This window comes from Pseudomonas sp. LBUM1645 (genome assembly GCF_059716185.1).
Window position 1 is genome coordinate 6718843 of record NZ_CP166811.1, and the last position, 17371, is coordinate 6736213.

Sequence of the window (17371 nt, forward strand, 5' to 3'; positions counted from 1 at the left end):
CCCCGTTCTGTTATCTGTTATTGAATTCTCCAACTTCCTACTCTAGCGGTCTTAATGACTTGCAGGACGTTTCGCTTTGTCTTTTATTTTAGCGGACAGAACTTACAAGATTTATCCAACCCTCAGATCGATCCGACAAAATTACTGGAACATTCCTACTCAATCTCCCCTTGATAAGAACTCATTACAAACTATGATTAAGTCGTCACAAAGGAGTGACACTCACTATCAATTACAAGGAGTTCAAAACATGAAAGCAATTACTCTGGAAGCTAACAAAATCGCCAACCTGGCTTTTCTGGTTGCGCCAAATGCCCGCTAAGTAAATGAAGCGCTGGGGAGTGCCGGCTACCCAGCGTTTTCTATGGCAAAGACCAGAGTGAGTCGCCAATCATGCAGATAAACCCCTATATATTCATACTTCCTCGCACGCCCGAACAAATAGTCTGGGATTACAAGAACCACAAACAGTTCGAATTGAATCTTGAATATTCAACCCGTCTCGCACACCTTATTGACAACCCTGAAAAGTTTAATGACAACAACATCATAGACACGCAACTCCTGAACGCGGGAATACTCACATCTTCAATACAAGCCCCCCTTGAATGGGGCTGGGATGAACTGTCGAAGATATTTCATATCGGCACAAAGAACATTCCTTGTGAATATGTCCCCCAAGATATTAATGAATGGTCAAGACACTATCTGGACCATTGCGCCGAAGTACTGGCCACTCCTGCCCCGGAGGTCAGACTCACAGAACGCCCGACAAGCGAGCGGATTGCCCTGCCCCAACCTTCCTGTCTGCCGCAAAGCGCACTTGCAAAGACCTTGATCGACCGAAAGACCTGTCGTTCCTTCACGGGTGAAGGGGTTTCTCTCGACGATGTGGGCACTCTTTTGTATTTGTCCCTTGGTTATCTGCGTGAGCGCGAAAACGACATCGACGAAACCATCGCGGAAGGTCTCGGCGCCCGGCGCAGCAGTCCATCCGGTGGCGGACTGAATGCCTGCGAAGGTTTTCTTCATGCTCAGAACGTCAGCGGTCTGAATCCCGGGCTCTACGCCTACCACCCCAATGAACATGCGTTGAGCTTCGTCAATCCGGTGCCTGACTCACCCTTGGGTCAGTTGTTGTGTGGGCAGCATTTCATCAACAACCTGCCGGTCGGCCTGTTCATCACCGCTCGCTTCGACAAATTGTGGTGGAAATATGAACACTCGCGGGCCTACCGAATGGCTTACGTCGAGGCAGGCCATATTTCCCAGACCTTTCAACTGGTGGCCACCGCACTTGGGTTAAGCACTTGGCTAACCGGTGCGTTGGCGGACGATCAGGTCGAAACGTTGCTGGGGATCGAGGACAGCGCCGAACAAGCGTTGTTCTTTGTTGGCTGCGGCCAGAGTGACGGGCAAGTGATGTGCAAGGAATTGAAAGCACTGCTAAGCAGCCGAGGCTCACAACAATGACCGAGCCCCGCACAGACGACCTGTCACTGCCCGACGCCTGGGCCCAGCGTTTCACCCTCGGCGACTGGAACACTCGAGCCTCGGTACGAACCAGCGAACACACCTATCAATTGCCATCAGATCTGGAACGGCAACTGGAAACACGACACTGGTTCCCGCCCGCCTTCCTGCCCTACCTGAGTCACCCGGCCATCGAAGCAGCCGGCAGCGCGATCATCCATCGATTATCGGCCAACCATCTGGTGTATTTCCTCGACTACACCACCCGGCTCGAACATCGAATCGTCAACCGCTCCGTGGAAACCATCGTCCACGATGAGCTCGGCGCGTCCATCCCCCGACGGATGAAAACGGCCGCCCTCCAGCTCTATACCGATGAGGGTTATCACGCCCTGTTCTCCAATAGTCTCGCCGAGCAGATAGCCGACCTCTACGGCATGACCCAACGCCCGGTGATGCCGCACCGCATTACCCGACTGAGCGCCCTGATTGACCACAGCCCAGAGAGGCATAAGGCGTTGGCCTGGTTTCTCGTCGGTTTCGTGTCCGAGACCATCATCGCCAGGGAACTGCTCGAGGTTTGTCGCAACGAGCTGGTGTCCAGCGTTCAGGAAATGCTCAGGGATCACCTCACCGACGAGGCCCGACACAGTCGTTACTTTTGCGAAGTGTTCCATTATCTGTGGCTGACCCTGAACAGCAGCCAACGCACGTTCGCCGCGAAGCTGCTGGTGGACATCATCCTGACTTTCTTTGAGGTCGATGAGCGATGGCTGAAGGAAAGCCTGAACAGCGTGGGCCTCAGGGAGAATTGCGTCGCAGAAATCCTCAGTGCCCTGACCGGCCCGCAAGCCTGCCTTCAGCGTGCCCGATCAGGTGCAGGCGCGACGCTACAGGCAATGGAAAAGGCAGGTTTTTTCGACCTGCCTTTTAACCAGCAGCTCTTCGCACAGGCGGGACTTGTCGATGGATGAAGGAAAATCTGCGGTCAGTGTCAAACACCGCCGCTCTGCGATCATCCTATTAATGACCATGGTGATGCTCGGGGTCTTCCCTCTGGATGTTCTGCTGCCATCGTTCCCGGCGCTGGCCGAACACTTCCGGACCACGCCAGGCGATATCGCGTTTTCCATCAGTCTGTTTGCCATCGGGATCGCACTTTCCCAACTACTGGTCGGGCCGCTCTCGGATGTCATCGGGCGTAAAAGTCTGCTGCTGGCGGGAATGGCGGTCTCGATTGTCGGTGCGACTGGCTGCGTGCTGTCCACCGACTACGCCTGGTTCCTGATGTTCCGGGTGGTGCAGGCCATCGGCTGCGGTTGCTTCGTACTTTCGCAGGCGCTGGTCCAGGATCTGTTCGACGGCAAGGAACGGGATCAACTGCGGATTCTGATGGTCACCGCCAGCGGGATCTTCATTTCCGTTTCGCCACTGGCTGGCACCCTGTTGCAACAGGCACTGGACTGGCCCGCAAGCTTCATTGTCTTTATTGCCCTCGCCGCCGCCGTGTTCCTTAAGGCCTGCTTCTTTCTTGAAAACCGGCACACCGCCACAACCCCGCGCCGAAGCATTCTTCAGTCCTACCGGCGCGTCTGTCGCGATGCGGATTTCCTCGGCTATTGGCTGATCGCCGCAATCGCCTTCACCTGCCACTTTTCCTTCATTGTCATCTCGCCCCTGATCTTCATGGAGCAGTTGCAGCTTTCGGCCTACGAGTTTTCCCTGACACTGCTGCTGTATGGCGTGGCCTACATCATCGGCGGCATTGTCGCTCGAGTCCTGGCTGGGCGAATCGCTTCCAATACACAGATCATCATCGGTCTAAGCCTGATCTTCTTTTCGGGGCTGGTAATGCTCATGCTCTCAAACGTGATGGGGCTGTCGACCCTGACGGTGCTGATCCCGATGATCGTCTGCACCGCCGGCACCACCATCGCTCGCCCTATCGCCACCTCCAAGGCGATGGAGGTTTTTCCGGACATGGCCGGCACCTCGGCGTCGGCCGGGAACACGCTGGTATTCATCTTCGGCGGCCTGACCAGCGCCCTGATCAACCTGAGTTCCTTCGAACTGCAACTGACGCTGGCCCTCAGCTTCATCGCCTTGAGCAGCGTCGGGCTGGTCATGATCTGTCGCATCCGTCTGCGCAACCCGGCCTTGCGCGAAGCCTGATGCAGTGGGTGCGGTGTCATTGTTCCTCAGGTTCGGGAACCAGCGAGAGCGTACCTATTTGAACATTCTTGAAGCGCGGCTCGATGAGTTTCACTTCGCCCGCACGTAGCTGGTCAAGGTGCTGCGGTGTGACATTCTTGCCCTGGAGCACGGTGACATATTTCCACTCACCGTCGGCTGCGCGTTTATAGAGGAACGTGCTGTGGTCCCACGGCTGTTGATTGAATTGCAGCACTTCGGCTTGGCCATCGCCGTCCAGGTCGGCCGCCCACATCACGCACCCGTCATCCTGGCACTTACGCTTTTTGCTGTTCAGGCTGACAAATTGCTCGCTGCCGTCCACTCTCGGCCCTACCCATTCAATGTTCACGGGTGTCGGCTCCGCCGGCGGGAACGTATAGGTGGTTTCACCGGGTGTTTGTTTCATCTGGGCGCGCAGCACCTCGCGCGCGGGCGCATCGAGAATCTCATTGCGCTCAAGCCGCTCGGACAACGCCTCAAATTGCTGCCGTCCGGACACGCCGAGCCCGTTGCGCAAGTAGTTGGCATCGAACGTCAACACCGACGTGCGGCCATCGAGCAAACGTTGCACCTGATCCCGTGCGCTGAACGATTGCGCATTGAGCCAAGGCGTATTGATCAGCACCAACACCACGCACACTGCCAGGGCAAGGGCCGGGTTACTGCGCCGCAAACCGTCCAGCCATTGGGTCTTGCGTTGCGCCACGGTCCACGCCGCGGCCAGGCTATGCGCCGCGATGACCGCGACCAGCAACAGGCCGAAAAAACGCCGGGGCGACAGCCCGTACTGCTCAACCCGCAGCCAGCTTGAGTACCCGGCCACCACCATCAGCACCGGCAAGCACAGCAAACCCGCCTCAACACAACGCATCAGCCACACCGGATAGGGCTGAGCCTGACGCCCATCCTGAAACACCCCCATGAGCAAAAACAGATACGTCCCCACCAAACACAATAAAATCGGGGTCGAGTGACCAGTGGCCCAAATCTTTTGTAGGCCGGTGAAGGGGAGCGTCACGGTAAACAGAACAGTAATGAGCGTGATCAGTGGCAACAGAAAAAGACACGCCGCCAGGAAGACACCTCGCAACATGCCAATGACTTTTTCGTTGTGCAGGCCCAGGCGCATGGTCAGGGAAAACACCATCGGTCCACTCAGGCAAATAAACACCGGGGAACTGAATAGCTTTTCAAAGAACCCGATGCCCAGCATGAGAAACAGCTTGCTCCAGAGCAGAAGCAGCAAACCGAAAACAACGGTCAGTATCAGTGCAAAAAACACCACGAACACATGGCTCCAGGCGTACCGGAACAGATCGTCATAGCGCCAGCTGCGACCTTCGCCGGAAGGCCAACTGGCCAGAAACGCACACACCACGTAACACAGCGGCACACTGGTCAACTGCCAAGTGCTCAACAGTCCGCCATTGCCATATTCCACGCCAGACACAAGGACCCAGCTGCTGATTGACATCGTCAATACGCAAAACGCCAGCGTCAGCGCCAGAACCCGCGGGTTTCTGAGTTTGGGCCCGAGCAATTGCAAGAACAGGCCCCCCGCCAACATCAGTGTCAGAATTGCCGCCAACACCCCCGCGCCCAATGTCTTGAGTGTTTCGAGCTGCCAGATCACTAACCCTTGGCACAGGCCGATCAGCAGGTAAAACCACAACGAACGATTCAACAGCGACATTCCAATTCCTTTTGGTGGGGTTGCGCGAGGGCAGGCAGTTTAGCCAAGCGTCCCGCACGGTGATACACCCGCGAGGCGCTCGCGCACCTTACCGATGGTCATCCCACACGCCCCGTCGGTGCTGGATCCCCCTCTTCCGGCATTCCCTCCTGACGCCAGCCGTGTAGAATCGCGACATTCATCGCCAGTCATCCCCCGGCGGGTTTATGAGCTCAAGCTGAAGCGCGCGGCGATCCCGCAAAGTTATCGGCAACTTCCGGACACACGGCCATTTCTGAGTGTTCCAGACGTCAATAGAAGCTCACTTCCCTTTTGATACCTGATTAGCCGCCCGGAGTGCTTCATGCCTGATTACCGCTCGAAAACATCCACCCATGGCCGCAACATGGCCGGCGCCCGCGCACTGTGGCGCGCCACGGGGATGAAAGATGACGACTTCAAAAAGCCGATCATCGCCATTTCCAACTCCTTCACCCAGTTCGTACCGGGCCACGTCCACCTCAAGGACCTGGGCCAACTGGTCGCCCGCGAAATCGAACGCGCCGGCGGTGTAGCCAAAGAATTCAACACCATTGCCGTGGATGACGGCATCGCCATGGGCCACGACGGCATGCTGTATTCGCTGCCGAGCCGCGAGATCATCGCCGACTCCGTCGAGTACATGGTCAACGCCCACTGCGCCGACGCCATCGTCTGCATCTCCAACTGCGACAAGATCACCCCAGGCATGCTGATGGCTTCCTTGCGCCTGAACATCCCGGTGATCTTCGTTTCCGGCGGTCCGATGGAAGCCGGCAAGACCAAACTGGCCAGCCACGGTCTCGACCTCGTCGACGCCATGGTGATCGCCGCCGACTCCAGCGCTTCTGACGAGAAAGTCGCTGAGTACGAGCGCAGCGCCTGCCCGACCTGCGGTTCGTGCTCCGGCATGTTCACCGCCAACTCGATGAACTGCCTGGTTGAAGCCCTGGGCCTGGCATTGCCGGGCAACGGTTCGACCCTGGCCACCCACAGCGACCGCGAACAGCTGTTCCTGCAGGCCGGCCGCACCATCGTCGAGCTGTGCAAGCGTTACTACGGCGACAACGATGAGTCGGTATTGCCGCGCAATATCGCCAACTTCAAGGCGTTCGAAAACGCCATGACCCTGGACATCGCCATGGGCGGTTCCACCAACACCATCCTGCACTTGCTGGCCGCGGCCCAGGAAGCCGAGATCGATTTCGACCTGCGCGACATCGACCGTCTCTCCCGTCACGTGCCGCAACTGTGCAAAGTCGCGCCGAACATCCAGAAGTACCACATGGAAGACGTGCACCGTGCCGGCGGGATCTTCAGCATCCTCGGCTCGCTGGCCCGTGGCGGTCTGCTGCACACCGACCTGCCGACCGTGCACAGCAAAACCCTGGCTGAAGGCATCGCCAAGTGGGACATCACCCAGACCGACGACGAAGCCGTGCATCACTTCTTCAAGGCCGGTCCGGCGGGCATCCCGACGCAAACCGCGTTCAGCCAGTCGACCCGCTGGGAAACCCTGGACGACGACCGTGAAAACGGCTGCATCCGTAGCGTCGAACACGCCTACTCGAAAGAAGGCGGCCTGGCCGTTCTCTACGGCAACATCGCGCTGGACGGCTGCGTGGTGAAAACCGCCGGTGTCGACGAGTCGATCCACGTGTTCGAAGGCAACGCGAAGATCTTCGAAAGCCAGGACAGCGCCGTACGCGGCATCCTCGCTGACGAAGTGAAAGCCGGCGACATCGTGATCATTCGTTACGAAGGCCCGAAAGGCGGCCCGGGCATGCAGGAAATGCTGTACCCGACGTCGTACCTGAAATCCAAAGGCCTGGGTAAAGCTTGCGCCCTGCTCACCGATGGTCGCTTCTCCGGCGGCACCTCGGGTCTGTCCATCGGCCACGCTTCGCCAGAAGCAGCAGCGGGCGGCGCGATTGGTCTGGTGCAGGATGGCGACAAAGTGCTGATCGACATTCCGAACCGCTCGATCAACCTGTTGATCAGCGACGAAGAAATGGCCGGCCGTCGTGCCGAGCAGGATCAGAAAGGCTGGAAGCCTGTGGAAAAACGTCCACGCAAGGTGACCACCGCACTGAAGGCCTACGCTCTGTTGGCGACCAGCGCCGACAAGGGTGCCGTGCGTAACAAGGCAATGCTCGACGGGCTGTGATGCTTAACCGTTGAACAAAAAAATGCCCCGCCAAGTGCGGGGCATTTTTTTTGCGGCCAACTCGCTCCCACAGGGGTTTTGTGTCGATCACAATAGTGTGGCCTTACACAGTTCCTGTGGGAGCGAGCTTGCTCGCGATAGGAGCGCCTCGGGGTTACTGAATCTCTTCAGGCTTCACGATCACCCAGTTTTTGTCCGCCGTGACCTGCAACCCTTCCTTGGCCTGAGCTGCGGCGTGCTTGGCCATCATGCCGTTAATCTGGGTCATGTATTTGTCTTTGCGGTTAACCCACAAGTGGATGCCACCCTTGGCCACATCGACGCTGTGGAACAGCATGTAACCGTCGCTGCTCGGGGTGTCGCCGCCAACCAGTACCGGTTTTTTCCACTCATCAATGTAAGTCAGGATCGCCGCGTGCTTGCCGGCCATCCAGGTCGCCGGGGTCCACAGGTACGGGGTCAGTTCAAGGCCGAGGTTAGCCTTCTCATCATACTTGCCCGCGGTGATCTGCTTGCGCGCCGTGGTCAGCTCGCCGGTCTTCGGGTCCTTGAGCAACAAGCTCACGCCGATCACGTTCTGCGGTTTCACGTTGTAGCCGTACTTAGGATCAGCAGCGACCATGCGCACCAGTTCTTCGGAGGCAGCGGTCATCACGTAGACCTCGATGCCGTTCTCCATCAGCTTGTTGTAGAGCTCTTTCTGGCCGGTGAAGATTTTCGGCGGGTTGACGTCGAGGTTCTTGACCACGTCGCCTTCGTAGTAAGTCGCCGGCACCGGTTTACCGGACGCCATCAACTCATCGACGTAGCCCTTGAGTTCCTGGAGGGTGAAGCCGGAGAACACTTGGGCGACCCATGGATAGCAGACCATGTCGTCGACTTCGCAAAGACGATAGTAGTAACTGAACAGGCTTTCCTTGTGGTCGGCGGTGTCTTTGAACGGCATCAATTTCAGAGAGGGGTCGAGCTTCTCGCGGGTGATCAGGCCCTTGTTTTCCATGAACGGCAGCAACGACTCTTCGAGGTCGTAGCGGTAACTGGTGTTGTCCATGTCGAACACCGCGTAGTTACCTTTGTTGGCGTTGGCGGCAATCATTGCGTCCAGCGCCTTGGCCTGATCGGCTGGCCAATGCTTCAAATCCGTAGCGAAGGCTTGGCCGGCGAGGCCCAAGCAGAGTGCGGCAACCAGAAATTTCGGTGCGAGCTTCATTGGCATGCTTCCCTTATTAAAAGACCCTGATTCAAAGAGATCGACGCTATCAAATTAATATGACACTCCCCGTCTGCCTGCGACCGCCCGCGTCCCTTTCGCGTCAGCTGCATCTCCGACAACGACACCCTCTTATTCCAAAAACGACAGTTAACAGACCTTTTTGATATTAAATCATTAGTTTTCAAGCTGTTAGGCTTGCCGGTTCGCAGCTGCCCCGGAAGGTGGCTGGCACAAGTCTCTCTCGGAGTTCACATGAATCTGCCGCTGATCCTCAATCTGCTGGTATTCCTCGCCCTGCTCTTCGGCTTGGCGCAAACCCGTCACACGACGTGGAGCTTAGCTAAAAAAGTCCTGCTCGCACTGGTGCTGGGCGTGGTGTTCGGTGTGGCCCTGCACACCGTTTACGGTGCCGGCAACCCGGTACTGAAAGCCTCGATCGGCTGGTTCGATCTGGTGGGCAACGGTTACGTGCAGTTGCTGCAAATGATCGTGATACCGCTGGTGTTCGCCTCGATCCTCAGCGCCGTGGCCCGTCTGCACAACGCCTCGTCGCTGGGCAAGATCAGCTTCCTGACCATCGGCACGCTGTTGTTCACCACCGCCATCGCGGCGCTGATCGGTATCGGGTTGACCAACCTGTTTGGTCTGACCGCCGAAGGTCTGGTCGCTGGCACTCAGGAAATGGCCCGTCTGCAAACCATCCAGACCGATTACGCAGGCAAGGTTGCCGACCTGAATGTGCCGCAGCTGTTGCTGTCGTTCATTCCGCAAAACCCGTTCGCCGACCTCGCTCGCGCGAAGCCGACCTCGATCATCAGCGTGGTGATTTTTGCTGCGTTTCTTGGGGTAGCAGCGCTGCAATTGCTGAAAGATGACGTCGAAAAAGGTCAGAAAGTGATCAACGCCATCGACACCCTGCAAGCCTGGGTGATGCGTCTGGTGCGTCTGGTGATGAAGCTGACCCCGTACGGCGTATTGGCGCTGATGACCAAAGTGGTCGCCGGCTCTAACCTGCAGGACATCATCAAACTCGGCAGTTTCGTGGTGGTTTCCTACATCGGGCTGGGCCTGATGTTTGTGGTTCATGGCCTGCTGGTGTCAGCGGCCGGGATCAATCCGCTGCGCTTCTTCCGCAAGATCTGGCCGGTGCTGACGTTTGCTTTCACCAGCCGTTCCAGCGCTGCGACCATTCCGCTGAGCATCGAAGCCCAGACCAGCCGTTTGGGTATTCCACAATCCATCGCCAGTTTCGCCGCGTCGTTCGGCGCGACCATTGGCCAGAACGGTTGTGCCGGTTTGTACCCGGCGATGTTGGCGGTAATGGTTGCGCCGACTGTGGGCATCAACCCGCTGGACCCGCTGTGGATCGCGACGTTGGTGGCGATTGTGACGCTGAGTTCGGCCGGTGTGGCTGGCGTGGGCGGTGGCGCGACGTTTGCCGCGTTGATCGTGTTGCCGGCGATGGGCTTGCCGGTGTCACTGGTGGCGTTGCTGATTTCGGTTGAGCCGCTGATCGACATGGGCCGTACGGCGTTGAACGTCAGCGGTTCGATAACGGCCGGTGCGATCACCAGCCAGATCATGCAGCAGACGGATAAAGAGCTGCTGGATGCGGATGAGCATTCGGAGTTGGCCCACGCTTAGGTTTTTCAGCGTCTGACAGACCTATCGCGAGCAAGCTCGCTCCCACAGGGATCTTTGGTGTTCACACAATTTGTGATTCACCTCAAACCACTGTGGGAGCGAGCTTGCTCCGGGCGGCGATCCGACGATGCTTTTAGGCCTTCTCCCAAACCTCAAAGTTGTACGCAGGCTTGTCATCTACGGCCGGATTCTGGGTGTTGGACACCAACTTCCATTCCTTCAAATCAAACTCCGGAAACCACGCATCCCCTTCCGGGCTCAGCGCCACGCGCGTCAAATACAGCCGATCAGCTTGCGCCAACCCTTGCGCATACAACTGCGCGCCGCCAATCAGCATCAGCTCATCGACGCCCTGTTCCCGAGCCCACTCTTCAGCGCGAACAACGGCAGCCTCCAGCGACGGATAAACCTCCGCGCCTTCGAGCTGCAGATCCACCTGACGGCTGACCACGATGTTCAACCGGCCCGGCAACGGACGACCGAGGGAATCCCAGGTCTTGCGACCCATGATGATCGGCTTGCCGAGGGTGGTGGCCTTGAAGTATTTGAAGTCCCCCGGCAAGTGCCAGGGCATGCTGTTGTCGACGCCGATCACACGGTTTTCACCGAGGGCTGCAATCAGGCTGAGGGGGAGTGATTTAGTCATGCCGGCGAGGATACCAGAGCCTCCCGTACCCCGATAAGCGCCACAGCGGTTATGCTCACCACTGAATTGAGCGACGGGATGCCGCGTGACTGAACTGACTCCACTGCAAAACCTCTGGCTGACCGAGACGGTGCGCCTGCGCGAAGAACACGCCGGCCCCCTGGATGATCTGGAAGCCAACCGACTGGCCCGCAGCGCGGGCGGTGATCTGCCGACACGCATTCAACGCCGCGCCCTCTGGCTGGCCGAGCGCGATGGACTGACCAGCGCCCTCAAACATTGGCTGCAAGGTGCGCGGCTGGCACTGTTGGTGCTGGCTGTTCTCGCCGTTGCCAGCGGCGCCGGCCTGGCGATTGCCGCGCTGGGCGACGGACAAACCCCGGTGAATGTGTTCTGGGCCTTGGGCAGTTTGCTTGGACTGAACCTGATTCTGCTACTGAGCTGGGCGTTGGGCCTTGCCTTCGCAGGCGAACACGGCGCCACCCTCGGCCGCTTATGGTTATGGCTCAGCGAAAAACTCGCTCGCGATGCCAAAGCCGCGCAACTGGCCCCGGCCCTGCTGCTATTGCTGCAACGACAAAAACTCAATCGCTGGGCGGTCGGCGTACTGGTCAACGGTTTGTGGTTGCTGGCGATGCTCAGTGCGCTGGTGATGCTGTTGATGCTGATGGCGACCCGGCGTTATGGCTTCGTCTGGGAAACCACGCTCCTCGGCGGCGACACTTTCGTCGCCATGACCCAGGCCCTCGGCGCCCTGCCGGCGATGCTTGGTTTCAACGTTCCGACCGTGGAAATGATCCGCGCCAGCGGCGATGCCGCGCTGAACATCGAAAGCGCCCGTCAGGCCTGGGCGACATGGCTGGTTGGTGTGCTGGTGGTCTACGGTGTTTTGCCGCGACTGTTGCTGGCGCTGTTCTGCCTGTGGCGCTGGAAAACCGGGCAAGCGGCATTGCATCTGGATTTGAACCTGCCCGGTTACGCCCAACTGCGCGAACGGCTGATGCCGACCAGTGAACGCCTGGGCATCAGCGACGCTGCGCCAGAGCAACTGCACCGTATTGAAAGCGGCGTCAGCGACCTGCAAAGCGATGGCGCGTTGTTGGTCGCCATCGAGCTGGACGATCAACGTCCATGGCCGCCGCAATTACCGAAAACCGTGGGCAACGCCGGCATCCTCGACAGTCGCGAATCGCGGCACAAACTCCTCGAACAGCTGAGCCGCTTTCCCCCGGCCCGTCTGGCCATCGCCTGCGATCCGCGACGTTCGCCGGACCGCGGCAGTCTGGCACTGATCGCCGAACTGGCGCGCAACGCCAGCGCCACCCGCGTCTGGTTGCTGCAAGCACCGCCGGGCGAAGCGCTGGACGCCGAAAGGCTGGGCGACTGGCACGTGGCGCTGCAACAGCTGGACCTGCCGTTCGCCGATTGCGCACCGTTGAACTGGCTGGAGAGCGGTCATGACTAACCCCTGGAAACCGCCCTTGAAGCTCGCCGTGGTCGGCCACACCAACGTCGGCAAAACCTCATTGCTGCGCACCTTGACCCGAGATGTCGGCTTCGGCGAAGTCTCCCATCGCCCCAGCACCACTCGACACGTCGAAGGCGCACGGTTGTCGGTGGACGGCGAGCCGTTGCTCGACCTTTTCGACACGCCGGGCCTGGAAGATGCCATCGCCCTGCTCGACTACCTCGAACGTCTGGAACGACCGGGTGAACGCCTCGACGGCCCGGCGCGTCTGGCGCGGTTTCTTGAGGGCAGCGAAGCCCGGCAGCGTTTCGAACAGGAAGCCAAGGTGCTGCGGCAACTGCTGACCTGCGACGCCGGTCTCTACGTGATCGACGCCCGGGAACCGGTGCTGGCCAAGTACCGCGACGAACTGGAAGTGTTGGCCAGTTGCGGAAAACCGCTGCTGCCGGTGCTGAATTTTGTCAGCAGCGCCAACCACCGCGAACCGGATTGGCGCGAAGCGTTGGCACGTCTGGGCTTGCACGCCTTGGTGCGTTTCGACAGCGTCGCACCGCCTGAGGATGGCGAACGTCGACTGTATGAAAGCCTCGCGCTGCTGCTGGAAAACGCCCGCCCGCAACTGGAACGCCTGATCGCCGATCAACAAGCCCAACGCCAGGCCCGGCAACAGAGTGCGGCGCGTCTGATTGCCGAATTATTGATCGACTGTGCCGCCTGCCGACGCAGCGTGGTCAGCGAAGCCGAGCAAGAACAGCAGGCTATCAATGAACTGCGCAAAGCGGTTCGACAGCGGGAACAACGCTGCGTCGAATCCCTGCTCAAGCTCTACGCCTTCCGTCCACAGGACGCGGCAGCCAGTGATCTGCCACTGCTCGATGGCCGCTGGGGTGACGACCTGTTCAACCCGGAAACCCTGAAACAACTCGGCGTGCGAGTCGGTGGCGGTATCGCGGCCGGCGCGGCAGCCGGGGCCGGGGTCGACTTGTTGGTGGGCGGGCTGACCCTTGGCGCAGCGGCACTCGCCGGCGCAATTGCCGGCGGCGCCCTGCAAACCGCTCGCAGTTATGGCAGCCGGTTATTGGGCAAGATCAAAGGTCAGCGAGAACTGACCGTCGATGACGGCGTGCTGCGGCTATTGGCGTTGCGTCAGCGGCAACTGCTGCAAGCGCTCAATGCGCGTGGGCATGCGGCGCTGGACAGCATTCAGGTCGCCACACCACAGGACAAGACCTGGCGCGAAGGCAAACTGCCCGAGGCACTGAACAAGGCTCGAGCGCATCCGCAGTGGTCGTCGCTTAATCCGCATCCGAAGTTGAATCAGGCGGAAAGGCAGGAGCAGATTGAGGTGTTGGCGCAGCAGCTCTGAATTTTGCGGCGCCGGTTCTGGCCTCATCGCGAGCAAGCTCGCTCCCACAGGGGATCTGCGGTGTATCGAGGTCAAATGTGGGAGCGAGCTTGCTCGCGATGGGCACACCTCGGTCTCGCGAGTAATCGCTACCAGCCGATCTTCAAAAACTGCTTCACTAACGCCGTAACACGATTGCGATCCGTGCGATCCGCGCGCCCGTCATTGTCCACATCCGAGCTCAATATCACTTCCAGTCCGCCATCATTATCAAGATCGTGAGCCGCTGCTTTGTAGCTAATCGTCGGCCCTTCATGAAAATGCAGGCGTACCGTTTCAGGGGTGCCGTCAGCGGATGGATTCTGCGAGAAGATTCGCAAGTGACGGTCCTCACCCTCCCCGCTGTTGTACCAGGCGCATTTCAAATACGTTTTGCTGAAAGACTTGAGCCGCTGTCGATCCGCCTCCGTCGCCTTGCGCTGCAACTGATCATCTTCATAGAACTCAAAATTAACGGTATCTGCCGCCCCCTGACCGCTTCGATCCTGTGCAATCACTTTCAAATAACGCATCCGTGCGCTTCCTTGGGAAAAGCCCAGACTGGCCCAATACCTCCAGGCAAACCATCCACCGTTTCCCTATTGCCTGTGAGACAACTCAACGCGCCTCGCCGGACAAGACCTTCGCGGCCTTGCGCTTCAACACCTCAAGGTCGATCACCGGTACCGCCATTTCCTTGGCCTGCTCATCCCACTGGCGCATCCGCAGACTGATCGCACACAACGGATCCTGCTCGAAGGCTTCAGCCTCTTCAGCGGTCATCACTCCTCCCTGATATTCCAGAGTACGGCGACTGGCTTCGCTCAATCTCTCGTAATACCCAGACTCCTTGAGCGTCAGGTAGCGCTTGGCCTGAACGTGGTATTCCACAAGCCGCGCCATGCGCTCGCTGAAACCTGCGCGGCGTAAATAATCCGCGCCCAACCGCTCGTGACTGGCCACACCGAAGCCGCCCATGTTCTCGGCACTCTCTGCACAGATATGTCCGATGTCATGGAAGAACGCCGCCAGCACCACTTCATCGTCGAAACCTTCGGCCATGGCCAGTTCGGCGGCCTGGGACATGTGCTCGATCTGCGACACCGGCTCGCCGATGTAATCGCTGTCGCCAAAGCGCTCGTACAGACCGAACACCTCGGCGATCACTTGCTCATTGCGGTCCATCAAAGCTCTCCCAACACAGTCGCTACGTTGCGTTCAGCCATCGCCGGCCCGACGCTCATGCCGACACCCGTGTGCATCAGTGCCACGCTCACTCCCGGCATTGGCCGCAGGAACGAGAATGGCCCCGGTCCCCGTGAACCATAGACACCCTGCCAGCGTTCGACCACTTGCACCTTGCAACCCAGGGTGTGTTCCGCGAGCTCAATCATCCAGGTGTCCACTTGTTCGGCATTGAACGGTGATGGATCGCTGCCGTAATGGTGGGAGTCGCCGATGATTAATTCGCCATAAGGTGTCGGGCTGATCAGCAGGTGAATGCCGTTTTCATGCAGATGCGATTCGTCTCGCAGAATCTGCGCTTGTACCGCCGCGGCTTCCGGAAGATCGGCAAACGCACCGTAGTGCACGCAACTCAAACCGGTGAGCAACGCGTGTTGCAGGTTGAGATTGATCTGCGGTCGGGCGCGGAGCATTTGCAGGCGGCAGATTTGCGGGTTGAGCTCGGCGATCGGCTCGGCCAGCAGCGTCTGATAGTCGTGGCCGGAACAGACGATGATCTCCTCGGCGCTGAAGGATCCAGCTGTGCTGTACAAGAGCCCCGGCTCGATGTCTCGCACCAGCGTGGAAAAGTGAAACGCGACGCCGAGTTCGCGGTGCAGGTAGTCGATCAACGCCGGAATCGCTTCACGGGAATACAGTTGCTGATCGTCCATCCCGTGCAACGCGGCGCGGTGATGGCTGAATTGGCCGCCATACAAGTCACGCAATGCAGCGCCGCGCAACAGGTCGACGCGGTAACCGTGTTCCGCGGCGCGACCGGCGCAGAAGGCTTCCAGCAGGTGTTCTTCGGCTTCGGTGCGGGCAAACAGGTACGAGCCGTTGCGCTTGAGTTGCAGACCGGCGAGTTGTGCCCATTGGCCCCAGATCTCGCGACTGGCTTTGGCCAGCTCGAGCATCGGGCCCGGTGGTTGGCCGGTGACCAGTGCCTGGCCGAAGTTACGTACCGATGCGCCTAAGGGCGTTTCGCTGCGCTCGAAAACGGTGACTTTCAAACCACGCTTGGCGGCGGCATAGGCGTGGGACAGGCCGAGAATGCCGGCGCCGACGATCAGCATGTCGTTGTGTTGTGTCATTGGGTTTTGTCCTGAACTCAGGACCGCTATCGCGAGCAAGCTCGCTCCCACATTGGATTTGTGATCGACGCACATCCCCTGTGGGAGCGAGCTTGCTCGCGATGAGGCCCTGTCAGCCGATGAAGATCTTACTTGGCAGCCACTTTCTCGGACTTGCCGTCATAGCGCTTGCGCCACTCGGTCAGGATTTCGTCGCGATTCTTCGAAGCCCAGGCAAAGTCGTTCTTGATCAAACGCTGCTCATAATCCGCCGGCAATTCGGTCTGCGGCTTGGCGATACCCGGTTGCGCGAGGACGGCGAAGTTCTCTTTATAAAGCTCCATCGCTGCTGGGCTGGCGGAGAAGTCGGCCAGTTTCTTCGCCGCGTCTTCATGCGGTGTGCCCTTGATCACAGCGGTGGCTTCGATCTCCCAGCCCAGGCCTTCTTTCGGCAGGATGATGTCCAGCGGTGCGCCTTGGCGTTTCAGCTGAACAGCCGGGTATTCAAAGGAAATGCCGATCGGGAATTCACCCGCCGCCGCCAGTTTGCAAGGTTTGGAACCGGAGTGAACGTACTGGCCGATGTTCTGGTGCAGGTCGTCCATGTACTGCCAGCCCTGCTTCTCACCGAAGGTCTGCAGCCAAGCGCTGACGTCGAGGAAACCGGTGCCGGACGACGCCGGGTTCGGCATGACGATCTTGCCTTTGTACTCAGGCTTGGTCAGGTCCTGCCAGCTCACCGGTTTGCTCAGGCCCTGCTTTTCGGCTTCGACAGTGTTGAAGCAAATGGTCGCGGCCCAGACGTCCATGCCGACCCAGGCTGGCGGGTTGGCGGCGTCGCGGTAGTTGCCGCCGATCTTGCCCAGGTCCTTCGGCGCATAGCTTTGCAGCATGCCTTGCTGGTCGAGGATCGCCAGGCTCGACGCGGCCAGGCCCCAGACTGCATCAGCCTGCGGGCGGGCTTTTTCGGCCAGTAGCTTGGCAGTGATGATGCCAGTGGAGTCGCGCACCCACTTGATCTCGACGTCCGGGTTGGCCTTTTCGAAGGCTTCTTTGTAGGTCTTCAGTTGTTCGGCTTCGAGGGCGGTGTACACCGTCAACTCGGTTTTCGCCGCGAAGGCGTTCAGGCTGAAAGCGGTGAGGACAGCAGCGGCCAGGGCCATAGGCTTGAACAT

14 protein-coding genes are annotated in these 17371 nt (G+C 59.1%); 7 read left to right on the forward strand and 7 right to left on the reverse strand.

Going from position 1 to position 17371, the window contains the following annotated elements; translation table 11 throughout:
* Window positions 1–393: 393 nt before the first annotated feature.
* Genes ACA079_RS30665 through ACA079_RS30675 form a run of 3 tightly spaced genes read left to right on the forward strand, consistent with a single transcriptional unit; the run spans window position 394 to window position 3645 of the window.
* Window positions 394–1473: a SagB family peptide dehydrogenase gene (locus ACA079_RS30665; RefSeq protein WP_497701960.1), complete on the forward strand. Its 1080-nt coding sequence runs from the start codon at window positions 394–396 to the stop codon at window positions 1471–1473.
* On the forward strand, window positions 1470–2447 hold the full coding sequence (locus tag ACA079_RS30670) for a diiron oxygenase (RefSeq protein ID WP_497701961.1): 978 nt from the start codon (window positions 1470–1472) through the stop codon (window positions 2445–2447). The genes ACA079_RS30665 and ACA079_RS30670 overlap by 4 nt, the downstream gene beginning before the upstream one ends.
* Window positions 2440–3645 carry a multidrug effflux MFS transporter gene (locus tag ACA079_RS30675; protein WP_497701962.1) on the forward strand — a complete coding sequence of 402 codons (1206 nt, stop codon included), beginning with the start codon at window positions 2440–2442 and terminating at the stop codon, window positions 3643–3645. Before ACA079_RS30670 ends, ACA079_RS30675 begins: the two co-directional genes overlap by 8 nt.
* A 16-nt stretch (window positions 3646–3661) precedes the next feature.
* Here the strand turns inward: ACA079_RS30675 and ACA079_RS30680 are convergent, their stop codons facing one another.
* On the reverse strand, window positions 3662–5359 hold the full coding sequence (locus ACA079_RS30680) for a DUF4153 domain-containing protein (protein ID WP_497701963.1): 1698 nt from the start codon (window positions 5357–5359) through the stop codon (window positions 3662–3664).
* A gap of 343 nt (window positions 5360–5702) precedes the next feature.
* Between ACA079_RS30680 and ilvD the strand changes: the two genes are divergently transcribed.
* Window positions 5703–7544 (forward strand): dihydroxy-acid dehydratase, encoded by a 1842-nt coding sequence (gene ilvD / locus ACA079_RS30685; protein WP_497701964.1) that lies wholly within the window; start codon window positions 5703–5705, stop codon window positions 7542–7544.
* A gap of 154 nt (window positions 7545–7698) precedes the next feature.
* Here the strand turns inward: ilvD and ACA079_RS30690 are convergent, their stop codons facing one another.
* Complete coding sequence (locus tag ACA079_RS30690) at window positions 7699–8754, reverse strand: HAD family hydrolase (RefSeq protein ID WP_497701965.1); 1056 nt, start codon at window positions 8752–8754, stop codon at window positions 7699–7701.
* A 255-nt stretch (window positions 8755–9009) separates the two neighbouring features.
* On the opposite strand from ACA079_RS30690, the gene ACA079_RS30695 reads away from it, so the two are divergent.
* Window positions 9010–10401, forward strand: coding sequence for an L-cystine transporter (locus ACA079_RS30695; protein ID WP_046045195.1), 1392 nt, complete (start codon window positions 9010–9012; stop codon window positions 10399–10401).
* 133 nt (window positions 10402–10534) lie between these two features.
* Here the strand turns inward: ACA079_RS30695 and ACA079_RS30700 are convergent, their stop codons facing one another.
* Entirely contained in the window at window positions 10535–11047 is a 513-nt protein-coding gene (locus tag ACA079_RS30700; protein WP_497701966.1) for a dihydrofolate reductase, read from the reverse strand.
* An 85-nt stretch (window positions 11048–11132) separates the two neighbouring features.
* On the opposite strand from ACA079_RS30700, the gene ACA079_RS30705 reads away from it, so the two are divergent.
* Window positions 11133–12512: a DUF2868 domain-containing protein gene (locus tag ACA079_RS30705; RefSeq protein ID WP_497701967.1), complete on the forward strand. Its 1380-nt coding sequence runs from the start codon at window positions 11133–11135 to the stop codon at window positions 12510–12512.
* Window positions 12505–13881 (forward strand): GTPase/DUF3482 domain-containing protein, encoded by a 1377-nt coding sequence (locus ACA079_RS30710; protein ID WP_497701968.1) that lies wholly within the window; start codon window positions 12505–12507, stop codon window positions 13879–13881. The genes ACA079_RS30705 and ACA079_RS30710 overlap by 8 nt, the downstream gene beginning before the upstream one ends.
* 128 nt (window positions 13882–14009) lie before the next feature.
* On the opposite strand, the gene ACA079_RS30715 is transcribed toward ACA079_RS30710, so the two are convergent.
* From ACA079_RS30715 to ACA079_RS30730, 4 genes are all read right to left on the reverse strand, one after another.
* Window positions 14010–14432 carry a hypothetical protein gene (locus ACA079_RS30715; RefSeq protein ID WP_497701969.1) on the reverse strand — a complete coding sequence of 141 codons (423 nt, stop codon included), beginning with the start codon at window positions 14430–14432 and terminating at the stop codon, window positions 14010–14012.
* Between the two features lie 85 nt (window positions 14433–14517).
* Window positions 14518–15084 carry a phosphonate degradation HD-domain oxygenase gene (locus ACA079_RS30720; RefSeq protein WP_497701970.1) on the reverse strand — a complete coding sequence of 189 codons (567 nt, stop codon included), beginning with the start codon at window positions 15082–15084 and terminating at the stop codon, window positions 14518–14520.
* Window positions 15084–16217 carry a TIGR03364 family FAD-dependent oxidoreductase gene (locus ACA079_RS30725; protein WP_497701971.1) on the reverse strand — a complete coding sequence of 378 codons (1134 nt, stop codon included), beginning with the start codon at window positions 16215–16217 and terminating at the stop codon, window positions 15084–15086. The genes ACA079_RS30720 and ACA079_RS30725 overlap by 1 nt, the downstream gene beginning before the upstream one ends.
* A 128-nt stretch (window positions 16218–16345) precedes the next feature.
* Window positions 16346–17371, reverse strand: a complete 1026-nt coding sequence (locus tag ACA079_RS30730) for a putative 2-aminoethylphosphonate ABC transporter substrate-binding protein (protein ID WP_129440272.1) — start codon at window positions 17369–17371, stop codon at window positions 16346–16348.